Here is a 20,032-nt window from a genome sequence, read left to right as displayed (position 1 = left end):
TACGCGGGGACGTTCAGGCGGGGACGACCTGGCGCGCGTCGTGCTTCCAGAACCCGGAGAAGGTGATCCGGGTCTTCGGCAGACCGGCACGGTGCAGGTGTCGCCGGCCCTCGGTCGCGAGCCGCGACTCCCCGACCACGAAGGCGTACCCGCGGTCGTCGGCGGGCACGTACCGCTGCAGTTCGGCGAGCGCCGCGCGTCCGGGGACGTCGTGCTCGGTGTCCGCCCGGACGATCCACGTCACCGTGACACCGACCGGGGCGTCGAGCACGCGGACGTCGGCGGCGGTCGGGACCTCCTGGATGATGCGGCCGACGGCGTCGCGCGGCAGCGACGCCGCGATGCCGACGACGGCGGGCAGGCCGGTCTCCTCGGCGGCGACGACGACCTCGCCGGCGTCGTCCGGGCAGTCGAAGATGCAGCCCTGGTCGAGCATCGCGAGCTCGTCACCGGGACGGGCACCGCAGGCCCAGATCGCCGCGCGGCCCTCGGGCTCGCCGTCGGCGTCGCAGTGCACGACGAAGTCGACGTCGAGCTCGCCGACCTCGGGACGGAAGGCCGCGACCGTGTAGTTCGCGCAGTGGGGACGGACGTCCTCGGGGATGGCGAGGAACGACGGCCACCAGCGGCGACCGTCCAGGTCGGGCATCCGGAAGGCGTCCTGGTCGGGGCGCGGCACGAACAGGCGGAACCAGTGGTCGAAGCCGAGGAACGGGAACTCGTGCAGGTCGTCGCCCGTCACGGTGACCCGCTGCACCGACGGGGTGTGCCGGACGGAGCGGAGCACCCGAGCACGGAAGAGCCGGGGTGCCTCGGGCATGAGCCGCGGGATCTTCGCCATGAAGGGAAGGCTACCCTAAGCTGGCCTGCGTGCCATCCCCCGAAACCGTCCTGACGCCCGACCGGGCCGCCCGGAGCGAGGCCCCGCCGCGTGCCGACGGCGTGCACCGCCGGGCCGTCCGTCGTCGGCTGCTGGTGGTCGTGGCCCTGGTCGTCGCGCTCGTCGTCGCCGCGGTCGCGAGCATGCTCCTCGGGAGCAACCGGCTCGGCGTCGACCAGGTGCTCGCGGGGCTGACGCGCAGCGGATCGAGCACCGCCGAGGCCGTCGTCTGGGGTTCCCGCATCCCGCGCACCCTGATCGGGGCGGCCGTCGGCGCAGCGCTCGGCATCGCCGGGCTCCTCATGCAGGGCCACACCCGGAACCCGCTCGCCGACCCCGGGCTGTTCGGCGTCTCCTCCGGCGCCGGGCTCGCGGTCGTGCTCGGCGTGTACGTCTTCGGGGTGACGAGCACCGGGGCCACCGTCTGGTTCGCCCTCGTCGGGGCCGTCGTCGCGAGCGTCGTCGTGTTCTCGGTGACCGTCGCCGGCAGCGGCACCGCGAGCCCCGTGCCCCTCGCCCTGGCCGGGGCCGCCGTCTCCGCCCTGCTCGGGGCGATCACGTCGTTCATCGTCCTGACCGACCAGGACTCCCTCGACGCCTACCGCCTGTGGGTGGTCGGGTCGCTCGCCTCCCGGCAGCTCGACGTGCTCGTGGCCGCGGCACCGTTCCTGCTCGTCGGCGCCGTGCTCGCGGTCTGGAACACCCGCGCCCTCGACGCCCTGGGGCTCGGCGCCGAGCTGGCGAAGGGCCTCGGCGAGAACGTGCTCGTCGCCCGGCTCGTCGGGCTCGGCGGCATCACGCTCCTGGCGGCCGGTGCCACCGCCGCCGCCGGACCGATCGGCTTCGTCGGCCTCACGGTGCCGCACGTCGCCCGCGCCCTGGTCGGGACCGGGCACCGCTGGACGCTCCCCGTGTCGGCACTCGTCGGCGCTGCACTCGTGCTCGTCGCCGACGTGGTGGGCCGACTGGTCGGCGGGTTCTCCGAGGTCGAGGTCGGCATCGTGCTCGCCGTGCTCGGCGGTCCGGTCTTCGTCGCCGTCGCCCGTCGCCGATCGCTGGTGTCCCTGTGAGCGCCGCCACGGACGGACGGCTCGAGGCCGAGCGCGCGGTACCGTCCGGCACGGACCGTCCGCCCGCCGGTCGCCGTGGTGTCCGGATCGGCCCGGTCGGACTCGCCTGGCGTCCGCGGGTGCTCGGCTGGACGGTCGGTTCGCTCGCCGTCGCCCTGGCCCTGGTGGTGCTCGGCGTCGCGGTCGGCAGCACGTTCATCGCGCCGGGCACCGTCGTCCGCGCACTGCTCGGCGCCGAGGACGGCCCCGAGGGCTTCATCGTCACCACGCTCCGACTCCCCCGCGTGCTCACCGGCGCCCTGGTCGGCCTGGTGCTCGGGACGGCCGGCGCGCTGACCCAGACGGTGACCCGGAACCCGCTCGGCACGCCGGACATCATCGGCGTGACCTCGGGAGCGAGCGTCGGCGCGGTCGCCGCGATCGTGCTCGGCGGTGGCACCTACTCGGTGTCGGCGGTCGTCCTGAGCGGCGGCATCCCGGTGGCGGCGACGATCGGCGCACTCGTCGCCGCGGCCGCCGTGTACGGCCTCGGCTGGCGGGGCGGCGTGCAGAGCTACCGGTTGGTGCTCGTCGGCATCGGGGTGAGCGCGACGCTCGACGCCGTGACGAGCTACCTGCTCGTCCGCGCGAAGATCACCGTCGCCACGGCGGCGTCGCAGTGGCTCGTCGGCAGCCTGTCGAGCACCTCGTGGACGACGGTCTGGCCGCTCCTGCTCGTCGCAGCGGTCTGCGTCCCGATCGCCCTCGCCACCAGCGCCGCGCTCGGCATCGGGCAGCTCGGCGACGAGGTCGCGACCGGCGTCGGACTCGGCGTGCAGCGCCACCGGCTGCTCGTCCTCGCCCTGGCGGTCGTCCTCACCGCCGCCGCCGTCGCCGCCGCCGGACCGATCGGCTTCGTCGCGTTCGTCGTCCCCCAGGTGGCCCTGCGGCTGGCCGGGACGAACCGTCCGCCACTGCTGCTCGCGGGGGCGCTCGGGACGGTCCTCGTCCTCGGCGCCGACCTGCTCGCGCGCTCCGCCTTCCCGTGGCAGGTGCCCGTCGGCATCGTGACCACCGTCGTCGGGGCCCCGTACCTGATCTGGCTCCTCGTCCGCCACCGCAAGGAGATGTCCCGATGACCGCCACCACGACCGACGGCAGGACCGCGGGCGCACCGGACGCGACCACCGACCGGAGCGCGGGCGGCGCCTCGACCGGCACCGTGCCTCCCGTCCTCGAGGCCCGCGGACTGTCCGTCGGCTACGACCGCGACCCCGTCCTCCGCGACCTGGACCTGCGGATCGAGCGCGGGACGGTGACGACGTTCCTCGGCGCGAACGGGTGCGGGAAGTCGACGCTCCTCAAGGCGTTCGGCCGCGTGCTGAAGCCACAGTCGGGCGAGGTGCTGCTGGACGGCTCCCCCATCCGCCGGGAGCCGAACCGCGCCGTCGCCCGGCGGCTCGCGATCCTGCCGCAGACGCCGGTGGCTCCCGCCGGCACGAGTGTCCTCGACCTCGTGATGCGCGGACGGAACCCGCACCAGTCGTGGGCGAAGCCGTGGACGGCCGACGACGCCGACGTCGCCGAGCAGGCCATCGCGGCGACCGGGCTGACCGACGTCGCGCACCGCGACGTCGCGAGCCTGTCCGGCGGCCAGCGGCAGCGCGCCTGGATCGCCCTCGTGGTGGCGCAGCAGGCGGAGACCCTGCTGCTCGACGAACCGACGACGTACCTCGACCTCGCGCACCAGCTCGACGTGCTCCGGCTCGTGCGGCGCCTGAACCGCGAGCAGGGGTCGACCGTCGTGATGGTGCTGCACGACCTGACGCTCGCGGCGCGGTACTCGGACCGACTCGTCGTGCTGCACGACGGCGGTGTCGTCGCCGACGGCACGCCGCAGGACGTCCTGACACCCGCCGTGCTGCAGACCGCCTTCGGGCTGCACGCCCGCGTCGTGCCGGACCCGGTCACCGGCGCGCCGATGATCGTGCCCGAAGCCGACGAGCACGAAGCAGACGAGCACGAAGCGGACGAGCACGAGGCTCCACGCGCCTGACCGCCGCCGATCCGGGTCCGTGTTCGCGTCCGATGCTGGCGGGTCTCTCAGAGTTAGGTTAGGCTCTCCTAACGTGAAGATCCCCCGCCGCGGCTCCCTGCGCGCCGCCCTCGTGACCTCCGTGGCCGTCTCGGCCCTCCTCCTCACCGGCTGCTCCGGTGCGAACGACGAAGCCGGCTCCGGCGACACCGCGGGCACGGGCTCGGCCGCCTCCGGTCCCTGGTCGTACGAGGACGCCACCGGCACGACCGTGAAGACCGACAGCACCCCGAAGCGCGTCGTCGTCCTCAACGACGTCGCCATCTCGTTCATCGAGTACGGGCTGCGCCCGGTCGGCACATTCGGCCAGCTGACGATGGCGAAGGACAAGCGGTTCGCCGACCTCGACACCGACGGCATCACCCAGCTCGGCGAGGCGTACGGCGACATCGACCTCGAGGAGCTCGCGGCCCTGAAGCCCGACCTCGTCGTCACGTCGGTGTACCCGAAGGACGAGCAGGGCACGCTCGACACGACCCAGCCCGGCTACGGCTTCAAGGACAAGGAGCAGCAGCAGCAGGTCGAGGCGATCGCACCCGTCGTCCAGGTGAAGTGGGGCGGCAAGGGCGAGGACGTCATCGAGACCATCGCCGACCTGGCCGAGTCGCTCGGTGCCCCCGAGTCGAAGGTCCAGGCCGCCGAGGACCGCTTCGACGCGGCCGAGGACACCCTCGAGCAGGCCGCGAAGTCGAGCGACGTCTCCGTGGTGTCGATGTTCGCCGACGGCTCCGGCGCGTACGTCACCCGCCCGAGCGACGAGCCGAGCCTGCAGATGTACTCGTCGTTCGGTGTCGACTTCGTGGACCCGAAGCCGAAGGGCTTCTACTGGGGCGTCTACTCGTGGGAGAACGCGGGGCAGATCACCGGTGACGTGCTCCTGCTGTCGCAGCAGGGCTACCAGGTCGCGGACCTCGAGAAGCAGCCGACCTTCGCCGACAACGCCGCGCTCGAGGCGGGCCAGGTCCACAGCTGGACCTTCCCGGCGCTCGACTACGCGTCGCAGGCGGACTACATGACGAAGCTCGCGGGCTGGCTCGAGGACAGCAAGAAGGTCTCGTAGCGACCCACGTGCGGACGGGAGGCGCGGTGCCGGCTGGCACCGCGCCTCCCGTCCGTCACGGGGTCGCTCCGCAGCGGACGATCAGCCGGCGGGCAGCGCCGCGTTCACCGCCGTCTGCGCCTGCCGCCACACGTCCGCCCGGGACCCGGCGTAGGTGCCGCCCTGGCCGCTCCCGACGTACCGCAGGTTCGTCTTCCCGCCGTCGGTGTTGCCCTGCCAGTACGCGGTCACCGCCCGCGAGGTCCCGCCGACGAGCCAGATCTGGTCCGCCGCGTCGGTCGTGCCCGTCTTGCCGAACAGCGTCGCCCCGTCGAGGGTCTGCCCACCCGACGCCGTGCCGCCGCGGAACGCACCCTGCATCACCGCGAACGCCTCGGCCGCGACCGACGCCGACACCGCCTGCGTGCAGGACCGCGGCTGCCCACCGAGGGCCGTCCCGTCCGGCCCGGTGACCTGGTCGACGACGACCGGGGCGCAGTACACGCCGCCGTTCGCGATCCCGGCGTAGGCGGCCGCCATCGTCAGCGGTGCGATGCTCGTCGTCCCGAGGATCGCCGCCGGGTTCGCCGGGAGCTCCCCACCCGTCGCCGGGTGGACACCCAGTCGCGCGGCGGTGTCGCGGATGTCGCAGAGATCGAGCTGCGACGCCATGTCCGCGTAGGCCGCGTTCACCGACTGGGCCGTCGCCGCGCGGACCGAGTACGGCCCGGTCTGCCCCGGCGAGTCGTTCTTCGGGTCGTACGGGGTGTCCAGCGTGACCCGCTGCCCGCACTGCGTCCACGTGGCGCGAGCCTTCCGCGTCCCGTCCACCACCGTGTCGGGGCTCCGGCCGGACACGAGCCACTGCAGCAGCGTGAACATCTTGTAGGTCGAGCCGACCTGGAACCCCTTCGAGCCGCCGTTCGACTCGTCGGTGGCGTAGTTGAGCGAGGTCGCCGTCGCCGGGGCGTCGGCCGACCGGTCGAAGTCCTTGTTCTGCGCCATCGTCAGCACGCGACCGGTGCCCGCCTCGACGGTGTCGAGCGTCGCACCGAGGGCGAGCCGGCTCTCGGTCGCCGGGTCGTGCAGGGCGAGCAGGTCCTTCTGCTGGGTGTTGAGGTCGAGGTCGAGGGTGGTCTGCACCCGGTACCCGCCCGTGCGCCACGCGGCGGCGCGGGCACCGGGGTCGGCGCCGAGCTGCGGCAGCTCCTTCGCCACCTGTTCGGCGTACGCGCAGAAGAACTCCGCGCCGCGCACCGCCGACTCGCACCCCTGCTGCGGCGCCGTGAGGCGGACGTAGTCGGCGGGACGGGACGCGAGCGCCGTCGCGAGGTCCGCGTCGCCCAGGTGCCCCTGCTCGTGCATCGAGCGGAGGATGACGTCCCGCCGTGCCTGGTTGTCGGCGTGGTGCTCGGGCGTCGACAGGTCGCGGCGCTCGGGCCACTGCACGATGGCGATCAGCGACGCGGCCTCGGCCGGGGTCAGGTCGGAGGCGTCCTTGCCGTAGTACCGCTGCGCGGCTGCCTGCACACCGTAGGTCTGGTCGCCGAAGTACGCGATGTTCAGGTAGGCGGCGAGGATCTCGTCCTTCGAGTACTCCTTCGCGAGTCCGATCGCCAGCTTCACCTCGGCGAGCTTGCGCTCCGGGCTCTTCTTCGTCGCCTCGCGGTAGCCGGCCTCGCGCTCCTCGGCGGTCGGCAGTTCGCTCGCCTGCTGGATCTTGATGTTCCGCACGAGCTGCATCGTGATGGTGGAGCCACCGGACCCGCCCTGCCCGCCTGAGGCGATGACGCTCGCGACCGACCGCACCAGGCTCGTCGGGTCGACGCCGCCCGTCTCGCGGAAGCGCTTGTCCTCGCCGTCGATCGCGGCGTGCTCGAGGGTGTCGCTGATCTGGTCGAGCGACAGCTCCTGGCGGTTCTGGTCCCACACGTCGACCAGGTGCACGGGCTGTCCGCCCTGGTACGCCCAGATCTCGTTGCGCTCGGGCAGGTCACCGATCTCGATGTACTCCGGCATCGAGTCGAACAGGTCGATCGCCGAGGTCGTCCCCACGCCGGCCACCGCGAGCACCGGTGTCACCCCGACCCCGACCAGCAGCCCCGCCAGCACGCTGCCGCCGACGAAGCCCAGGGCTGCCCCGGTCGCACGTCGCATCGTCATGTCTCCCCCTCGTCGTCCCGCCCCCGTCGTCCGGAGGCGTCGGGTGACCCTCCCAACGCTGTTCGGACGTCTGCCCGGGGTTCCCCGGGCAGAACCGGCACGACCGCTGGGAAAGGACCGAGTCGGTACGGATCGTTACCGCAGGGGCTCCCGCCGTCACCGTCCCGTGACCCGACCGTGACCGCGTCGTGACCGTGCGCTCGTCGGTACGCTCGGGGGATGGGGACCGGACGGTGGCACGAGGACGTGCTCGGGGCCTCCTTCGAGCGCCTCGAGCTCCCGCTCGGCGAGGACGGTGAGGGACCGGTCGTCGCGACCCTGGTGCGGCGCCGGCGGTCACCGAACGACCTGCTGCTGCACGCCCGCGGCCCCCTGCACGGCGTGGACGTGCTGTACGTGCACGGCTGGTCCGACTACTTCTTCCAGGTGGAGCTGGCGGAGCACCTCGAGCGGCTCGGAGCGCGCTTCCACGCCCTCGACCTGCGGAAGTACGGCCGGAGCCTCCGCCCGCACCAGACGCCCGGGTTCGTCGACGACCTGGCCGTGTACGACGAGGACATCGGTGCCGCCCTCGACGCGATCGCCGCCGAGCACCACGGCGGTCCGCGCCGACGACTCGTCCCGATGGGGCACTCCACCGGCGGGCTGACCCTGGCGCTCTGGGCCGCGCGGCACCCCGACCTCGTCGACGGCCTCGTGCTGAACAGCCCGTGGCTCGAGTTCCAGGCGAGTGCACTCGGCCGGGCGATCGTCACGCCGGTGATCAAGCTCGGAGCGAAGCGGAACCCGCTCGCGCCGATGCCCGCGGTCGACCCGGGCTTCGCGACGCGGACGGTGTCCGCCACGGGCGAGGGGTCGTGGACCTACGACCAGCGCTGGCGGCCCGAACGGGGCTTCGCCCTGCACCCCGGGTGGCTCGCCGCGGTGTTCGCCGGGCAGGAACGGGTCGCGCAGGGGCTCGGCATCGCGGTGCCGACCCTCGTGATGCTCAGCGACAAGAGCATGCTGCAGCCGCGGTGGGACGACGCGATGACGCGCGCCGACGTCGCGCTCAACGTGGACGTGGTCGCGCACCGGGCCCTGTCGCTCGGCGCCGAGGTGACCGTCCGGCGCCTGCACGGGGCCCTGCACGACGTGGTGCTCTCCGCGCCCGAGGTCCGCGACCAGGTGTGGGACGTGCTCGGGCGCTGGGCCACGACGCTCCCGCGCTGAGCACCGCCCGGGGGTGTCCCTCAGCCGATCCGCTGGACCGCCAATCGGGTCGCCGCGGCCACCAGGGCGTCCGACGGCTCCGCGTCCGCCCGCTCGTGCGCCGTGAACACGACGAGCACGACGGGGTCCCGGCCCGGCGGCCGGACGACGGCGATGTCGTTGCGCACCCCGTACGAGGCGGTCCCGGTCTTGTCCGCGACCGTCCAGCCCGCGGGGACGCCCGCCCGGATCGTGCCGTCGCCGGTCGTCGTCCCCGCCATCGACGACCGCAGCAGCTCGCGGTCCCCGGCGTCCAGCGCGTCGCCCACGAGCACCGCCCGCAGGTCGCTCGCCGACTGCGCCGGGGTCGTCGTGTCCCGCGGGTCACCCGGGACCGCCGTGTTGAGGTCGGGCTCGACGCGGTCCACCCGGGTCACGTCGTCCCCGATCCCCCGCAGCCACCGCGACACACCGCCCACCCCGCCGAGCCGCTCCACGAGCAGGTTCGCAGCCGTGTTGTCACTCTCGCGCACCGCCGCGTCGACGAGCGCCCGGACCGTCATGCCCTCGTCGACGTGCCGGCTCGTGACGGGTGCGTACTCGAGCAGGTCGCCCCGTCCGTAGTGCACGACCTCGTCGAGGTCCTCGCCGCTCGACGCGTCGAGGACCGCCGCGGCGATGAACGCCTTGTTCGTCGAGGCGAAGGCGAACCGCTCGTCCGCCCGGTACCCGACGCTGCTGCCGTCCGCCGTGTCGATCGCGACGACGCCGATCCGGGCGTCGTCCCGCTCCTCGAGCGCGGCGAACGCGCGGGACGTCGCCGCGTCCGCGGTCGCGGTCGCGGTCGGTGTCGGTGTCGGTACCGGCGTCGTGGTCGCCGTCGGAGCGCCGCCCGCCGTGCCCGAGGGGTCGCCACCACCACTGCCGCTGCACCCGGCGAGCGTCAGCGCGGCCACCGCCGCGATCGTGGCCAGGGTCGTCCTCGTCGTCCGCACGCTGACGAGCATGCCGACCCCGCCCGCGATCCACCTGCACGTCGCGTCCCGCCGTGCGAGCGACGCGGCCACGGTCGGACGGGAGGCACGTGGCGGTGCCACCCCGCGCCTCCCGTCCGGTGGTGGCGGACCCGGGACGCGTGGTCGGGGTCCGCACGCGCCTCCCGTCCGGCGGGCGACGTCAGGAGCGCGACAGGCGCGTGACCGTCGCGTGTGCGCCGTCCTGCAGGAGCCCGTCGAGCGCGTCGCGGTACGCCGCGACGAACCGGTCGTCGTCGACCAGGTCGCCGAACACCTGGCGGTCCTGCAGGAAGGCGAGCCGGTCCTCGTCCTGCCGCCGCGCGGCCGCCGTCAGCCGGTCGGCGAGGCGGTCCACGACCTGGATCGGCTGCCCGTCCTCGTCGGTGCCCTCCGCGTAGCGCGCCCACGAGGCGACGATGCCGGCCGAGAGCGCGACGGGACCTCCGGATGCGAGGTTCTCGCGGACCACCGGGAGCAGCCACTTCGGGATGCGGTCGCTCGACTCGGCGCAGAGCCGGGCGAGGGTGTCGCGGACCTCGGGGTTCCGGAAGCGCTCGATGAGCGTCGCCGTGTAGTCGTCGAGGTCGATCCCGGGGACCGCGTGGAGCGTCGGGGTCGCCTCCTCGGCCATGTAGCGGCGGAGGAAGGTGGCGATCGCCTCGTCCTGCGTGGCCTCGTGGGCGTAGCGGTACCCGGACAGGTACCCGAAGTAGCAGAGCCCCTGGTGGCTGGCGTTGAGGAGCCGGAGCTTCATCAGTTCGTACGGCTCGACGTCGTCGACGAGCTGCACGTCGGCGTCCTCGTACCGGGGGCGGCCGGCGGGGTGGTCGTCCTCGAGCACCCACTGGAAGAACGGCTCGGCGACGACCGGCCAGGCGTCCTCGATGCCGAGCTCGTCACGGACCCACGCCCGGTCCTCGTCGGTCGTGACCGGGGTGATCCGGTCGACCATCGAGTTCGGGAACGACACGTGCTCGCCCATCCACGCCGCGAAGGCCGGGTCCTGCAGGCGGGCGTAGGCGGTGAACATCTGCCGAGCGACGTGCCCGTTGCCCTGGATGTTGTCGCACGACATCACCGTGAACGGCTCGAGACCCCGGTCGCGACGACGCCGGAGCGCCTCGACCACGAGGCCGAAGACAGTCCGCGGCGGGGCGTCCCCGCGCAGGTCCGCTGCGACACCCGGTTCGTCCGCGACGAACTCCCCCGTGACGTGGTCGAAGTTGTAGCCGCCCTCGGTGATGGTCAGGCTGACGATCCTGGTGTCCGGGTGCGCCATCTTCTCGACGACCGCGTCCGGGTCGTCGACCGCGAGCAGGTACTCGACGATGCTGCCCACGACCCGCGACTCCCGCGTGCCGTCCGGGTGCTTGAGCACGAGCGTGTAGAGGCCGCCCTGCTCCGCCATCGCGGCGGCCATGCGACGGTCCTGCTCGAGCACACCGACACCGCAGATGCCGTACTCGCGGGCCTCGCCCTGCTGCAGGAGCCGGTCCACCACCATCGCCTGGTGCGCACGGTGGAAGCCGCCGACGCCGAAGTGCACGATCCCCGGGGTGATCCCGTCGCGGTCGTAGCTCGGCACGGCGACGCCGCTCGCGGCGATCCGGTCCAGGGTCTCCGGGCTCAGGCGGACGGTCATGGGTACTCCTTCGTACGGCGGTCGCGAGCCCCCAGTCTGGCAGCCGGAACCGGTGTGCGGAACCGGTGTTCCGACCCGACGCATCCGGATCGACCCGCGACCCTCCGTGCCCGGGGGACGAACCTGAGGGAGCGCTCGGAGAAGGTGCACCGAGTGCATCGATGCACCTAGTGTTGGCACACGTGACCACCACCGACCGTCGTGCCGCGCTCAAGGCGAAGCACCGTGCCGCGATCCTGCAGGCAGCGCGGGACCTGGTCGACGAACGCGGCGGACGCGGTTTCGGCGTCGACGACCTGGCATCGCGTGCCGACATCGCGCGACGGACCGTCTTCAACCACTTCGCGTCGCTCGACGAGGTCCTGCTCGCGGTGTGCGAGCAGGAGCTCTCGGTGATCATCGACCGGTTCCTGGCCGACATGGCCCGGACCCCGATCGGTGACGGCAGCCGCGCGTCGATGTTCGAGGAGCTCGAGTCGGCCGCACGCGGGGCCGACCTGGCGCCGGCGATCTCCGGGATGTACCGGATCATCGGTGAACCGGGGAAGGAGGACCCGAAGGCCGCGGTCCTCACCCAGACCGCGTTCTCGCGGGTCACCGACCGGCTGCGCGACGAGGTCGCCCGGCGACACCCGGGTGCGGACCCGCTCGACACCGCGCTGCTCGTCGACTCGCTCATGAGCGGGATCGTCGTCATCGCCGACCACTGGCTCACCAACGACGGCCCCGAGCTCACCCCGGCGTCACTGACCGCCTGGGACGCCCTGCTGAGCAGACTCGTGCACAGCGTCCGCTCCGGCTACATGCCGGCCTCCTGACCACTCCCCCCGGGGTCCACCGGCGCACCCCGCACCACCACAGCACCTGACACGAAAGGACGGGGCAACCGCATGGCCGGTCTCCTCTACCGTCTCGGACGGTTCTCCGCACGACGCCACTGGCTGGTGATCATCGCCTGGATCGTCATCATGGGCATCGCGGGGCTCACCTACAGCCTGTTCGCGGGCACGATCTCCTCGTCCATCACGATCCCGAACACCAAGACGAGCCAGGTGCAGGACGAGCTGGCGGACAAGTTCCCGTCGGCGAACGGTGGCAACGGCACGCTGGTCTTCGAGACGACCGACGGCAAGGCGTTCACCGCGACGCAGCAGGCCGACGTCAAGGACTTCCTGGACGGGATCGCCGACCTCGACGGGGTGAAGGAGGTCCGTGACGGCTTCACCACGCAGGACCAGCTCGACGAGCAGCGGCAGAAGATCGTCGACGGGCGCCAGCAGATCGAGGACGGTCGCAAGCAGATCGAGGACGGCCAGGCCCAGCTCGACCAGCAGAAGGACCAGCTGGAGTCGGGCAAGCAGCAGATCGAGCAGGCGCAGGCGCAGCTCGACCAGCAGAAGGCCCAGGCCGAGGCGCAGGCCCAGGCCGCCGGGGCCGCCGCCGCGAACAGTGCGGCCGCGCAGGCCGGTCAGCAGCAGCTCGAGCAGGCCCAGGCGCAGATCGACGCCCAGCAGCAGCAGATCACCGCGGGCGAGCAGCAGATCGCCGACGCCCAGCAGGAGATCGACGACAACACGAAGAAGCTCGAGGACAACGAGCGCGAGCTGGAGCAGGGGTCCGACCTGCTCGACCTGTCGAAGGACATCCGCTTCGTGTCGTCGAACGGCGCTGCCTCGATCGGCACCGTGCAGTTCACGAAGTCGACCTTCGAGGTGCCGCAGGAGACCAAGCAGGAGATCTCCGACCGGGCCGAGAGCGCGAAGATCGACGGCGTCGAGGTGTACGTCTCGAACGACATCGCGCAGGGTGTCCCGTCGATCCTCGGCCCCGGCGAGATCGTCGGTGTCATCATCGCCGCGCTCGTGCTCTTCCTGATGCTCCGCACGGTCATCGGCGCCGCCATCCCGCTGCTGTCCGCCGTGCTCGGCGTCGGCGTCGCCACCCTCGCGTCGCTCTCGTTCTCGAGCCTGGTCGAGTTCATCTCGGTCACGCCGGTGCTGGGGGTGATGCTCGGCCTGGCGGTCGGCATCGACTACTCGCTGTTCATCCTCAACCGACACCGGACGCAGCTGAAGGCCGGCATGGGCGTCCACGAGTCCATCGGTCTCGCCAACGGCACCTCCGGCAACGCGGTGGTCTTCGCGGGCACGACCGTCATCGTGGCCCTGCTCGCGCTCAACATCACCGGGATCCCGTTCCTCGGCCTGATGGGCACCGTCGGCGCCGTCGCCGTGCTGTTCGCGATCCTCATCGCGACGTCGTTCACCCCGGCGCTGCTGTCCCTGCTCGGCATGCGCATCCTCCGGAAGAAGGAGCGGCAGCAGATCGGGCACACCGGGTCCGTCCGGGTGCCGAACAAGCCGATGTCGACCTGGCGCGCGGTCGTCACGCTCGTCGCCGGCGTCGCGGTGCTCGGCACGATCGCCCTCCCCGCCACGCAGATGCGCCTCGGCCTGCCGACCGGTGCCTCCGAGGCCACCGACTCGTCGCAGTACAAGGCGTACAAGGCGCTCGAGGACGAGTTCGGCGCCGGCCAGAACGGTCCGCTACTCGTCGTGGCCGACCTGCCGGAGGCGATCGCGAAGGACGACGTCACCGCGACCGAGGTCACCATCGGCCAGGCGCTCGCGAAGAACGACGACGTCGAGGCTGTCCTGCCGATCGGCGCGTCGTCCGACCGCGACATCATCGCCTTCCAGGTCAAGCCCGCGGGCGGCCCGGACAGCGTCTCGACCGAGACCCTGGTCAAGGACCTGCGCGAGCAGACCGTGCAGACCGACGACGGCACGGTGACGCTCGGGGTCGCGGGCAACGCCAGCGCGAACATCGACGTGTCGGAGAAGCTCGCGAACGTGCTGCCGCTCTACCTCGTCGTGGTCGTCGGCCTGTCGCTGATCATCCTCATCGTCGTGTTCCGGTCGTTCCTCGTGCCGATCACCGCGACGGCCGGGTTCATCCTGTCCGTGCTCGCGTCCTTCGGTGGTCTGACGGCCATCTACCAGTTCGGCTGGCTGGGCTCCGTGTTCGGCGTGCACGACCCTGCGCCGATCCTGAGCTTCCTGCCCATCATCGAGATCGGCATCCTGTTCGGGCTCGCGATGGACTACCAGCTCTTCCTGGTGTCCGGCATGCGTGAGGCGTACGCGCACGGCGCCTCGGCCAAGGTCGCGGTGCAACGCGGTCTGCACGCCGGTCGCGCGGTCGTCACGGCAGCTGCGATCATCATGATCTCGGTGTTCGCGGGCTTCATCTTCTCCGAGTCCTCGACCATCAAGCCGATCGGCTTCGGCCTGGCGTTCGGCGTGCTGGTCGACGCCTTCGTCGTCCGGATGCTGCTCATCCCGGCGGTCATGCACCTGCTCGGGAAGAGCGCCTGGTGGATCCCGAAGTGGCTCGACCGGATCCTGCCGGACGTCGACGTCGAGGGCGCCAAGCTCGAGCGCTCGCACCCCGGTGACGACCGCGGCCACGGCGCCGAGCCCGCCGTCGCCGGTGCCACCGCCGGGGCCGGAGCCGGAGCGCACCGCGGGTCGCACGCCGCCGACGTGGAGCCCGATGCGAACCCGCACGAGGGGCACACGCCGACGCACCGCGCCTAGGCGTCGAGCGTCCGCGGGGGCGCCAGCCCCACTGCACCGCCGGGAGGCCGGTGCCGGTCCACGAGACCGGCACCGGGCCTCCCGTCCGTGTGCCGGGCGCGATCGCGCGTGCCGGGCGTACCCGGGCGTACCCGGCGGGGTCGGGCGTACCGGGCGGACCCGGGCGCACCTGGTGGGGTCGGGCGTACCCGGTGCAAACGGGCGTACCGGGCGTACCGGGCGGACCCGGGCGTACCGGGTGGAAAGGGGCGTACCTGGTCGTCCCGAAGGACCAGGTACGCCCGTTCCCGCCTCCCATCGCGGGTGTCATGGGAAGGAACGGGCACGGCCACGGCCACGGGCACGGGCACCGGCACCGGCACGGCACAGTGGAACGGGCACGACCGCGGCACCGGGCGCCCGGTCCGTTCGTGGACGAAGTACCGTGGACGCATGACCGCGACCGACGTCGACCCCCTCGCCCTCGACCGGCAGCTCTGCTTCGCCCTGGCCGCCACGAGCCGCAGCGTCATCGGCCTGTACCGCGACCTGCTCGACCCGCTGGGCCTGACGCACCCGCAGTACCTCGTCATGCTCGCCCTGTGGGAGCACGACCCGCGATCGGTGCGCGAGATCGCCGCGGAGCTCCGCCTCGACTCCGCCACGCTGAGCCCACTGCTCAAGCGCCTCGAGGCATCCGGCTACGTCCGGCGGCAGCGCAGCGCGGCCGACGAACGCCAGCTCGAGGTGTCGCTCACCACCGCCGGTCGGACACTCCGCGAGCGGGCGAGCACCGTCCCGATCGCGGTGGCCGACCGGCTCGGCTGGCCGCTCGACCGGCTCGAGCGGCTGAAGGACGACCTGACGGAGCTGCTCGGACGCGTCGACGCACTCGACTGAGCAGGTACTTCGTGGCAGAATGATTCGTGTACGAACGAAAGGACGGACCATGGGTCGCTTCGGCAGCTGGTACGACCGCTGGAACCGCACGCTCATCGAGAAGATGGGTCCGTCGCAGATCGGTGCCGGACGCGTCGAGGGCGTCGACGACCGTACTGTCGACCGTCCCTGCCCGATCTGCCACCAGCCACTCTCGCAGCACACCGTGATCCGCCCCGAGGGCCAGGTCCGCTCGAGCACGCTGGTGTGCCCCGGTCGCTGAGGATCCGCCGTGCCGGGGGAATTGCCCCGCGCAACACGTGGTTGAACGGACACGTGAAGCTCTTCGAAGCCGCCGACCTCGGCGCACTCCACCTCCGCAACCGCATCGTCATGGCACCCCTCACCCGGACGCGCGCCGGTGAGCAGGGCATCCCCAACGACCTCCTCGTCGAGCACTACGCGCAGCGCGCCGGCCTCGGCATGATCATCACCGAGGGCACCTGGCCCGTGCAGGAGGGCCGCTCCTACCCCGGCCAGCCCGGCATCGAGACCGACGAGCAGGTCGCCGGGTGGCGCCGCGTGACGGACGCCGTGCACGAGCGCGGCGGCACGATCGTCATGCAGCTCATGCACGGCGGTCGCGTGTCGCACACCGACATCTCGCAGACCCCGCGCATCGTGGGCCCCTCGGCGATCGCCGCTCCGGGGCAGACGCACCTGGCCGACGGCTCGAAGGCCGACATGCCCGTGCCGCACGAGCTCACCACCGACGAGGTCCGCGAGGCCGTCCAGGGCTTCGTCCGCGCCGCTCGCAACGCGATCGCGGCCGGGCTCGACGGCGTCGAGGTGCACGGTGCGAACGGGTACCTCGTGCACGAGTTCCTCTCCCCCGTCTCGAACACCCGCACCGACGAGTACGGCGGCTCGCCCGAGAACCGGGCGCGCTTCGCCGTCGAGGTCACCACGGCGATCGCGGAGGCCGTCGGCGCCGACCGCGTGGGCATCCGTCTGTCGCCGCAGCACAACATCCAGGGCGTGCTCGAGGAGGACGACGCCGACGTCCGTGCGACCTACACCGCCGTCGCCGAGGGCCTCGCGCCGCTCGGGCTGGCCTTCGTGGACGTCCTGCACGCCGAGCCGGCCAGCGAGCTCGTGCAGCACGTGCGCCGCACCGCCGGTGCCCCGTTCATCGCGAACTCGGGCTTCTCCTCCATGACCACCCGCGACGAGGCGATCACGCTGCTCGACGGCGACCTTGCCGACGCCGTCGCGGTGGGCCGAGCCGCCATCGCGAACCCGGACCTCGCCGAGCGCTGGGAGCAGGACGCGCCGCTCAACGAGCCGCGTCCCGAGCTCTTCTACGGTGCGAGCGCCGAGGGCTACACCGACTACCCGACGCTCGACCAGGTGCGCGAGCCCGTCGCGTAGTCGACGCGACCAGCGACGGACGGGAGGCGCGGTGCCGGCTGGCACCGCGCCTCCCGTCCGTCCGTCCGTCCGTCATCCGTGTCGCACCGGTGCCGGGCCGGAGGCTCCCGGCCCACCTAGGATCTTCCGGTGAGCACCGCGACCGCGCCGCCGACGCCCCTCGACCGCCCCGACCACCTCGTCGGCGAGTCGACGCACGACCCCTCCGGAGCGCTGCACGACCGCGGTCGACGGGCCCTGCGCGGGACGCTCGCGGCGCTGGCGATCTGGGCGGCGGCCCGGGTGCTGCTCGAGGGAGCCGCCCTCGTCGCCTGGCTCGTCGAGCGACCGGGACAGCTCGGCCTGCGGACGCTCCCGACGGTCCTGAACCACTGGGACGCGGAGAACTACCTGCACGTCGCCCTGGCCGGCTACCCGACCTTCGGCGTCGTGCCGTTCGACGAGGCGTTCCTGCCCGGGTACCCCTTCCTCTCCCGCTTCGTCGCCGAGGGTGTGTTCTTCACCGTCACCCCGAACCCGACCCAGGTCGCCGCGGCCATGTGGCTCGTGACCGGCCTCTCCGCCGCCGTCGCCGCGGTGCTGCTGTGGAAGGTCGTCCGCGACCGCTTCGACGCGCGCGTCGCGGCCGGCGCCGTCGCGCTCCTGGTCGCGGGGCCCTACGCCCACTTCATGGTCGCGCCGTACGCCGGGTCGCCCTACCTGGCCTTCGCGATCGCCGCCTGGCTGCTCGTGCAGCGCGGCCGCTGGCTCACCGGGGCGCTGCTCTGCATCCCGGCGGGACTGATCCGCGTGGAGACGGTCTACCTCGTGGCGGCCCTGGTCGTCGCGCAGCTGCTCGGCCCGCGGATCCGGCCGTTCTGGTCGCGCCTGTGGCGAGCCGCCGCCTTCGGTGCGGTGGGGTCGCTCGGCCTGGGCTACTACCTCGCCTGGCTCTGGCACCAGACGGGCAACCCGACGCACTGGTTCCTCGTCCAGAAGCTCGGGTGGCACCGCGAGACGCAGTGGCCGTGGGAGACGTTCCGCACGACGCTCCGGATCGCGACCGGGACGACCGGGTCGGGGCAGTTCCAGGAGTGGTCGGACATCGTGATGGTCGCGGTCTACCTGGTCGCGGTCGGCTTCCTCATCGCGAAGCGGTGGTGGCCCGAGCTGGTGTACACGGGCCTCATGGTGGTGTCCATGGGGACGAGCTACGCGTGGACCTCGATGGCCCGCGAGAGCTCGGTGCAGTTCCCGCTCATGGTGCTCGTGGCCTCCACGCTGGCCGGCCGTCGTCGCTCACGGTGGGTCTTCTGGGTGGTGCTCGGCATCGGGATCGTGGACGCGACCTACCAGTCGTACCGGTTCGCACTCGGCGACTGGGGCGACTGAGCCGTCAGCGGCCTGGTCGACGGGCGGTCCGGGCGTCGGGCGGTCCCGGTCCTCGCCGTCCCACAGGTCCGCGCAGTCGACCGCGGAGACCCCCGCCCGCCGGAGCCAGGCACCGGCGACCCGGTCCCCCGGGTCGGCCGTGACCGCCGCGACGAGCGCCCCGCGGTGCGCCGGACCGACCAGCACCGGGTGACCCGGTCGGCCGTCGAACGCGGCACGCCGCAGGACGTCCGCACCCGCAGACGCCCCGATGACGCGGCGCACGACCGTCGGTGGCATCGTCGGCAGGTCGACGAGCGCGACGCACGCGACGACCCCGTCGTCGAGCACCTGCAGCCCCGCCGCGAGCGACGCACCGGGTCCCTCGGCCCAGTGCTCGGCGACCACCGTGCGGACGGACGGCAGGTCCGGCACGAGCACTCGGGCGTCCCCGGCCGCGGCGCCGAGGACCACGACCACCGAGGCGCAGCCGCCGTCGAGCAGTGCCCGGCTCACGGACCCGAGCCACGGCGTCCCGTCCGTCGTCCGCACCAGCGCCTTCGGCATGCCCATGCGCGTCCCGGCACCGGCGGCGAGCAGGACCCCGGTCACCGGCAGCGGGACGTGCGGGGCGACCGGCAGCGGGTCGTCCGGTCGCGGCACGCGCGGGCCGCCGCTCAGACGAACGCCGGGACGGACGTCCAGGCTGCCGGGGCGTCCTCGACCCCGTCACGCACGACCGTGCCCGAGATGAGTCCGTAGGGACGGTCGGCGGCGAAGAACACCTCGCCCGGGTTCTCGAGCCCGAACGGGGACAGGTCGACCAGGAAGTGGTGCTTGTTCGGCATCGAGAAGCGCACTTCGGCGATCTCGGGGAACGACTCGATCGCCGCGCGCCCCATCGCGAACAGGGTCTGCTGCAGGGCGAGCGAGTGCAGGTCCGCGAAGGTCGCGAGCATCCGGTCGAGCACGCCGGTCCACACCCCGTCGTAGTCGATGCCGTCGGCGACCGCCTCGGGTGTGTAGCGCCACCGCGCGGTGACCGACGTCGCGAGGATCCGGTCGTCGGTCTCGGCGAGCGTCGTGTACGCGTCACGCGGGAAGCCGTGGAACTCGCTGCCCGTCGACTTCAGGACCGTCAGGTCGGTCACGCCGGCGAGCACGTGGACGTCGTCGCCGTCGACCTGCACCACGGCGGTGCGGGTGCCGCGGCCGGACCGGACGAACGCGTGGTCGTGCGCCCGACCGTCGACCGCGATCCGCTCCCAGGCGTGCTGCTCGGCGGACAGCGTCGACCCGTCGTACCAGTCGAACGCCGTCGCGAAGTGCCGGCCGAGGCGGAGGAGGAACTCCTCCGGGGCGCCCACACCGTGCTCCTTCGCGAACGCGTAGACGGTGTTCTTCTGCGTGTCCGTCGCGACGACCTTCGCGTTGTCGCCCTCGGTGTAGGACTCGGCGAGCGCCGCACCGCGCAGCTGGGTCGTGACCGTCAGGTCCTCGATCTCGTGGCGGTCGGTGTCGCGGGTGACCCGGACGAGGCGGACCTCGGCCTTGCCGTACTGGTTCGCACCGAGGCGGACGGACGTGCTGACGGGGGCTGCGGTGGCGGTGGTGTCCATGCGGCGACGATGACAGCCGCGTGTTTCGGTGGTGCGTCGATCAGGTCACGAGCTCCGTCCGCCGAGCCGGCCCGGTCGTGACGCGGCCGTCGTTCCCCCG

17 protein-coding genes are annotated in these 20,032 nt (G+C 72.6%); 11 read left to right on the top strand and 6 right to left on the bottom strand.

What is annotated here, in order from left to right; translation table 11 throughout:
- Positions 1 to 13: 13 nt before the first annotated feature.
- A complete protein-coding gene (locus tag Q9R28_RS10315; RefSeq protein WP_066655700.1) occupies positions 14 to 841 on the bottom strand; it encodes a siderophore-interacting protein in 828 nt (275 codons plus the stop codon).
- Positions 842 to 870: 29 nt separating this feature from the next.
- On the opposite strand from Q9R28_RS10315, the gene Q9R28_RS10310 reads away from it, so the two are divergent.
- The 4 genes from Q9R28_RS10310 to Q9R28_RS10295 all read left to right on the top strand — a co-directional run bounded on the left by Q9R28_RS10310 (position 871) and on the right by Q9R28_RS10295 (position 5,084).
- Positions 871 to 1,950, top strand: a complete 1,080-nt coding sequence (locus tag Q9R28_RS10310) for an iron ABC transporter permease (RefSeq protein ID WP_235426357.1) — start codon at positions 871 to 873, stop codon at positions 1,948 to 1,950.
- Positions 1,947 to 3,068 carry an iron ABC transporter permease gene (locus tag Q9R28_RS10305; protein ID WP_209685674.1) on the top strand — a complete coding sequence of 374 codons (1,122 nt, stop codon included), beginning with the start codon at positions 1,947 to 1,949 and terminating at the stop codon, positions 3,066 to 3,068. The genes Q9R28_RS10310 and Q9R28_RS10305 overlap by 4 nt, the downstream gene beginning before the upstream one ends.
- A complete protein-coding gene (locus Q9R28_RS10300) occupies positions 3,065 to 3,985 on the top strand; it encodes an ABC transporter ATP-binding protein (protein ID WP_311206028.1) in 921 nt (306 codons plus the stop codon). The genes Q9R28_RS10305 and Q9R28_RS10300 overlap by 4 nt, the downstream gene beginning before the upstream one ends.
- A gap of 73 nt (positions 3,986 to 4,058) precedes the next feature.
- Entirely contained in the window at positions 4,059 to 5,084 is a 1,026-nt protein-coding gene (locus Q9R28_RS10295; protein ID WP_311206027.1) for an ABC transporter substrate-binding protein, read from the top strand.
- 81 nt (positions 5,085 to 5,165) lie between these two features.
- Here Q9R28_RS10295 and Q9R28_RS10290 read toward each other — a convergent pair whose 3' ends face one another.
- Positions 5,166 to 7,226 carry a transglycosylase domain-containing protein gene (locus Q9R28_RS10290; protein WP_311206026.1) on the bottom strand — a complete coding sequence of 687 codons (2,061 nt, stop codon included), beginning with the start codon at positions 7,224 to 7,226 and terminating at the stop codon, positions 5,166 to 5,168.
- Positions 7,227 to 7,445: 219 nt separating this feature from the next.
- On the opposite strand from Q9R28_RS10290, the gene Q9R28_RS10285 reads away from it, so the two are divergent.
- Complete coding sequence (locus Q9R28_RS10285; RefSeq protein ID WP_066655713.1) at positions 7,446 to 8,438, top strand: alpha/beta hydrolase; 993 nt, start codon at positions 7,446 to 7,448, stop codon at positions 8,436 to 8,438.
- A gap of 20 nt (positions 8,439 to 8,458) precedes the next feature.
- On the opposite strand, the gene bla is transcribed toward Q9R28_RS10285, so the two are convergent.
- Together bla and Q9R28_RS10275 are read right to left on the bottom strand one after the other, a co-directional pair.
- Entirely contained in the window at positions 8,459 to 9,412 is a 954-nt protein-coding gene (gene bla, locus Q9R28_RS10280) for a class A beta-lactamase (RefSeq protein ID WP_311206025.1), read from the bottom strand.
- Positions 9,413 to 9,593: 181 nt separating this feature from the next.
- Positions 9,594 to 11,075: a mannitol dehydrogenase family protein gene (locus tag Q9R28_RS10275; protein WP_066655718.1), complete on the bottom strand. Its 1,482-nt coding sequence runs from the start codon at positions 11,073 to 11,075 to the stop codon at positions 9,594 to 9,596.
- Positions 11,076 to 11,257: 182 nt separating this feature from the next.
- Here Q9R28_RS10275 and Q9R28_RS10270 point away from each other — a divergent pair, with 182 nt between their 5' ends.
- From Q9R28_RS10270 to Q9R28_RS10245, 6 genes are all read left to right on the top strand, one after another.
- A complete protein-coding gene (locus tag Q9R28_RS10270; protein WP_158407762.1) occupies positions 11,258 to 11,893 on the top strand; it encodes a TetR/AcrR family transcriptional regulator in 636 nt (211 codons plus the stop codon).
- A gap of 72 nt (positions 11,894 to 11,965) precedes the next feature.
- The gene (locus Q9R28_RS10265) at positions 11,966 to 14,674 is read left to right on the top strand and encodes an MMPL family transporter (protein WP_311206024.1); all 2,709 of its coding nucleotides are present in this window, start codon (positions 11,966 to 11,968) and stop codon (positions 14,672 to 14,674) included.
- A gap of 432 nt (positions 14,675 to 15,106) precedes the next feature.
- Positions 15,107 to 15,553 carry a MarR family transcriptional regulator gene (locus Q9R28_RS10260; protein ID WP_311206023.1) on the top strand — a complete coding sequence of 149 codons (447 nt, stop codon included), beginning with the start codon at positions 15,107 to 15,109 and terminating at the stop codon, positions 15,551 to 15,553.
- A 49-nt stretch (positions 15,554 to 15,602) separates the two neighbouring features.
- Positions 15,603 to 15,815 (top strand): hypothetical protein, encoded by a 213-nt coding sequence (locus Q9R28_RS10255; RefSeq protein ID WP_251154519.1) that lies wholly within the window; start codon positions 15,603 to 15,605, stop codon positions 15,813 to 15,815.
- Between the two features lie 53 nt (positions 15,816 to 15,868).
- The gene (locus tag Q9R28_RS10250; RefSeq protein WP_209685658.1) at positions 15,869 to 16,963 is read left to right on the top strand and encodes an alkene reductase; all 1,095 of its coding nucleotides are present in this window, start codon (positions 15,869 to 15,871) and stop codon (positions 16,961 to 16,963) included.
- 129 nt (positions 16,964 to 17,092) lie between these two features.
- Positions 17,093 to 18,334, top strand: a complete 1,242-nt coding sequence (locus tag Q9R28_RS10245; RefSeq protein ID WP_066655735.1) for a mannosyltransferase family protein — start codon at positions 17,093 to 17,095, stop codon at positions 18,332 to 18,334.
- On the opposite strand, the gene Q9R28_RS10240 is transcribed toward Q9R28_RS10245, so the two are convergent.
- Positions 18,242 to 18,976 (bottom strand): NTP transferase domain-containing protein, encoded by a 735-nt coding sequence (locus tag Q9R28_RS10240; RefSeq protein WP_311206022.1) that lies wholly within the window; start codon positions 18,974 to 18,976, stop codon positions 18,242 to 18,244. The two genes, Q9R28_RS10245 and Q9R28_RS10240, sit on opposite strands and share 93 nt — an antisense overlap.
- A gap of 14 nt (positions 18,977 to 18,990) precedes the next feature.
- Positions 18,991 to 19,932, bottom strand: a complete 942-nt coding sequence (gene pucL / locus Q9R28_RS10235) for a factor-independent urate hydroxylase (protein ID WP_066655738.1) — start codon at positions 19,930 to 19,932, stop codon at positions 18,991 to 18,993.
- Positions 19,933 to 20,032 lie beyond the last annotated feature (100 nt).

The sequence above is a fragment of the Curtobacterium sp. BRD11 genome, from assembly GCF_031844345.1.
Lineage (GTDB): Bacteria > Actinomycetota > Actinomycetes > Actinomycetales > Microbacteriaceae > Curtobacterium.
Note: the sequence above shows the minus strand (reverse complement) of the source record. Positions and strands in the feature narration are given on the sequence as shown.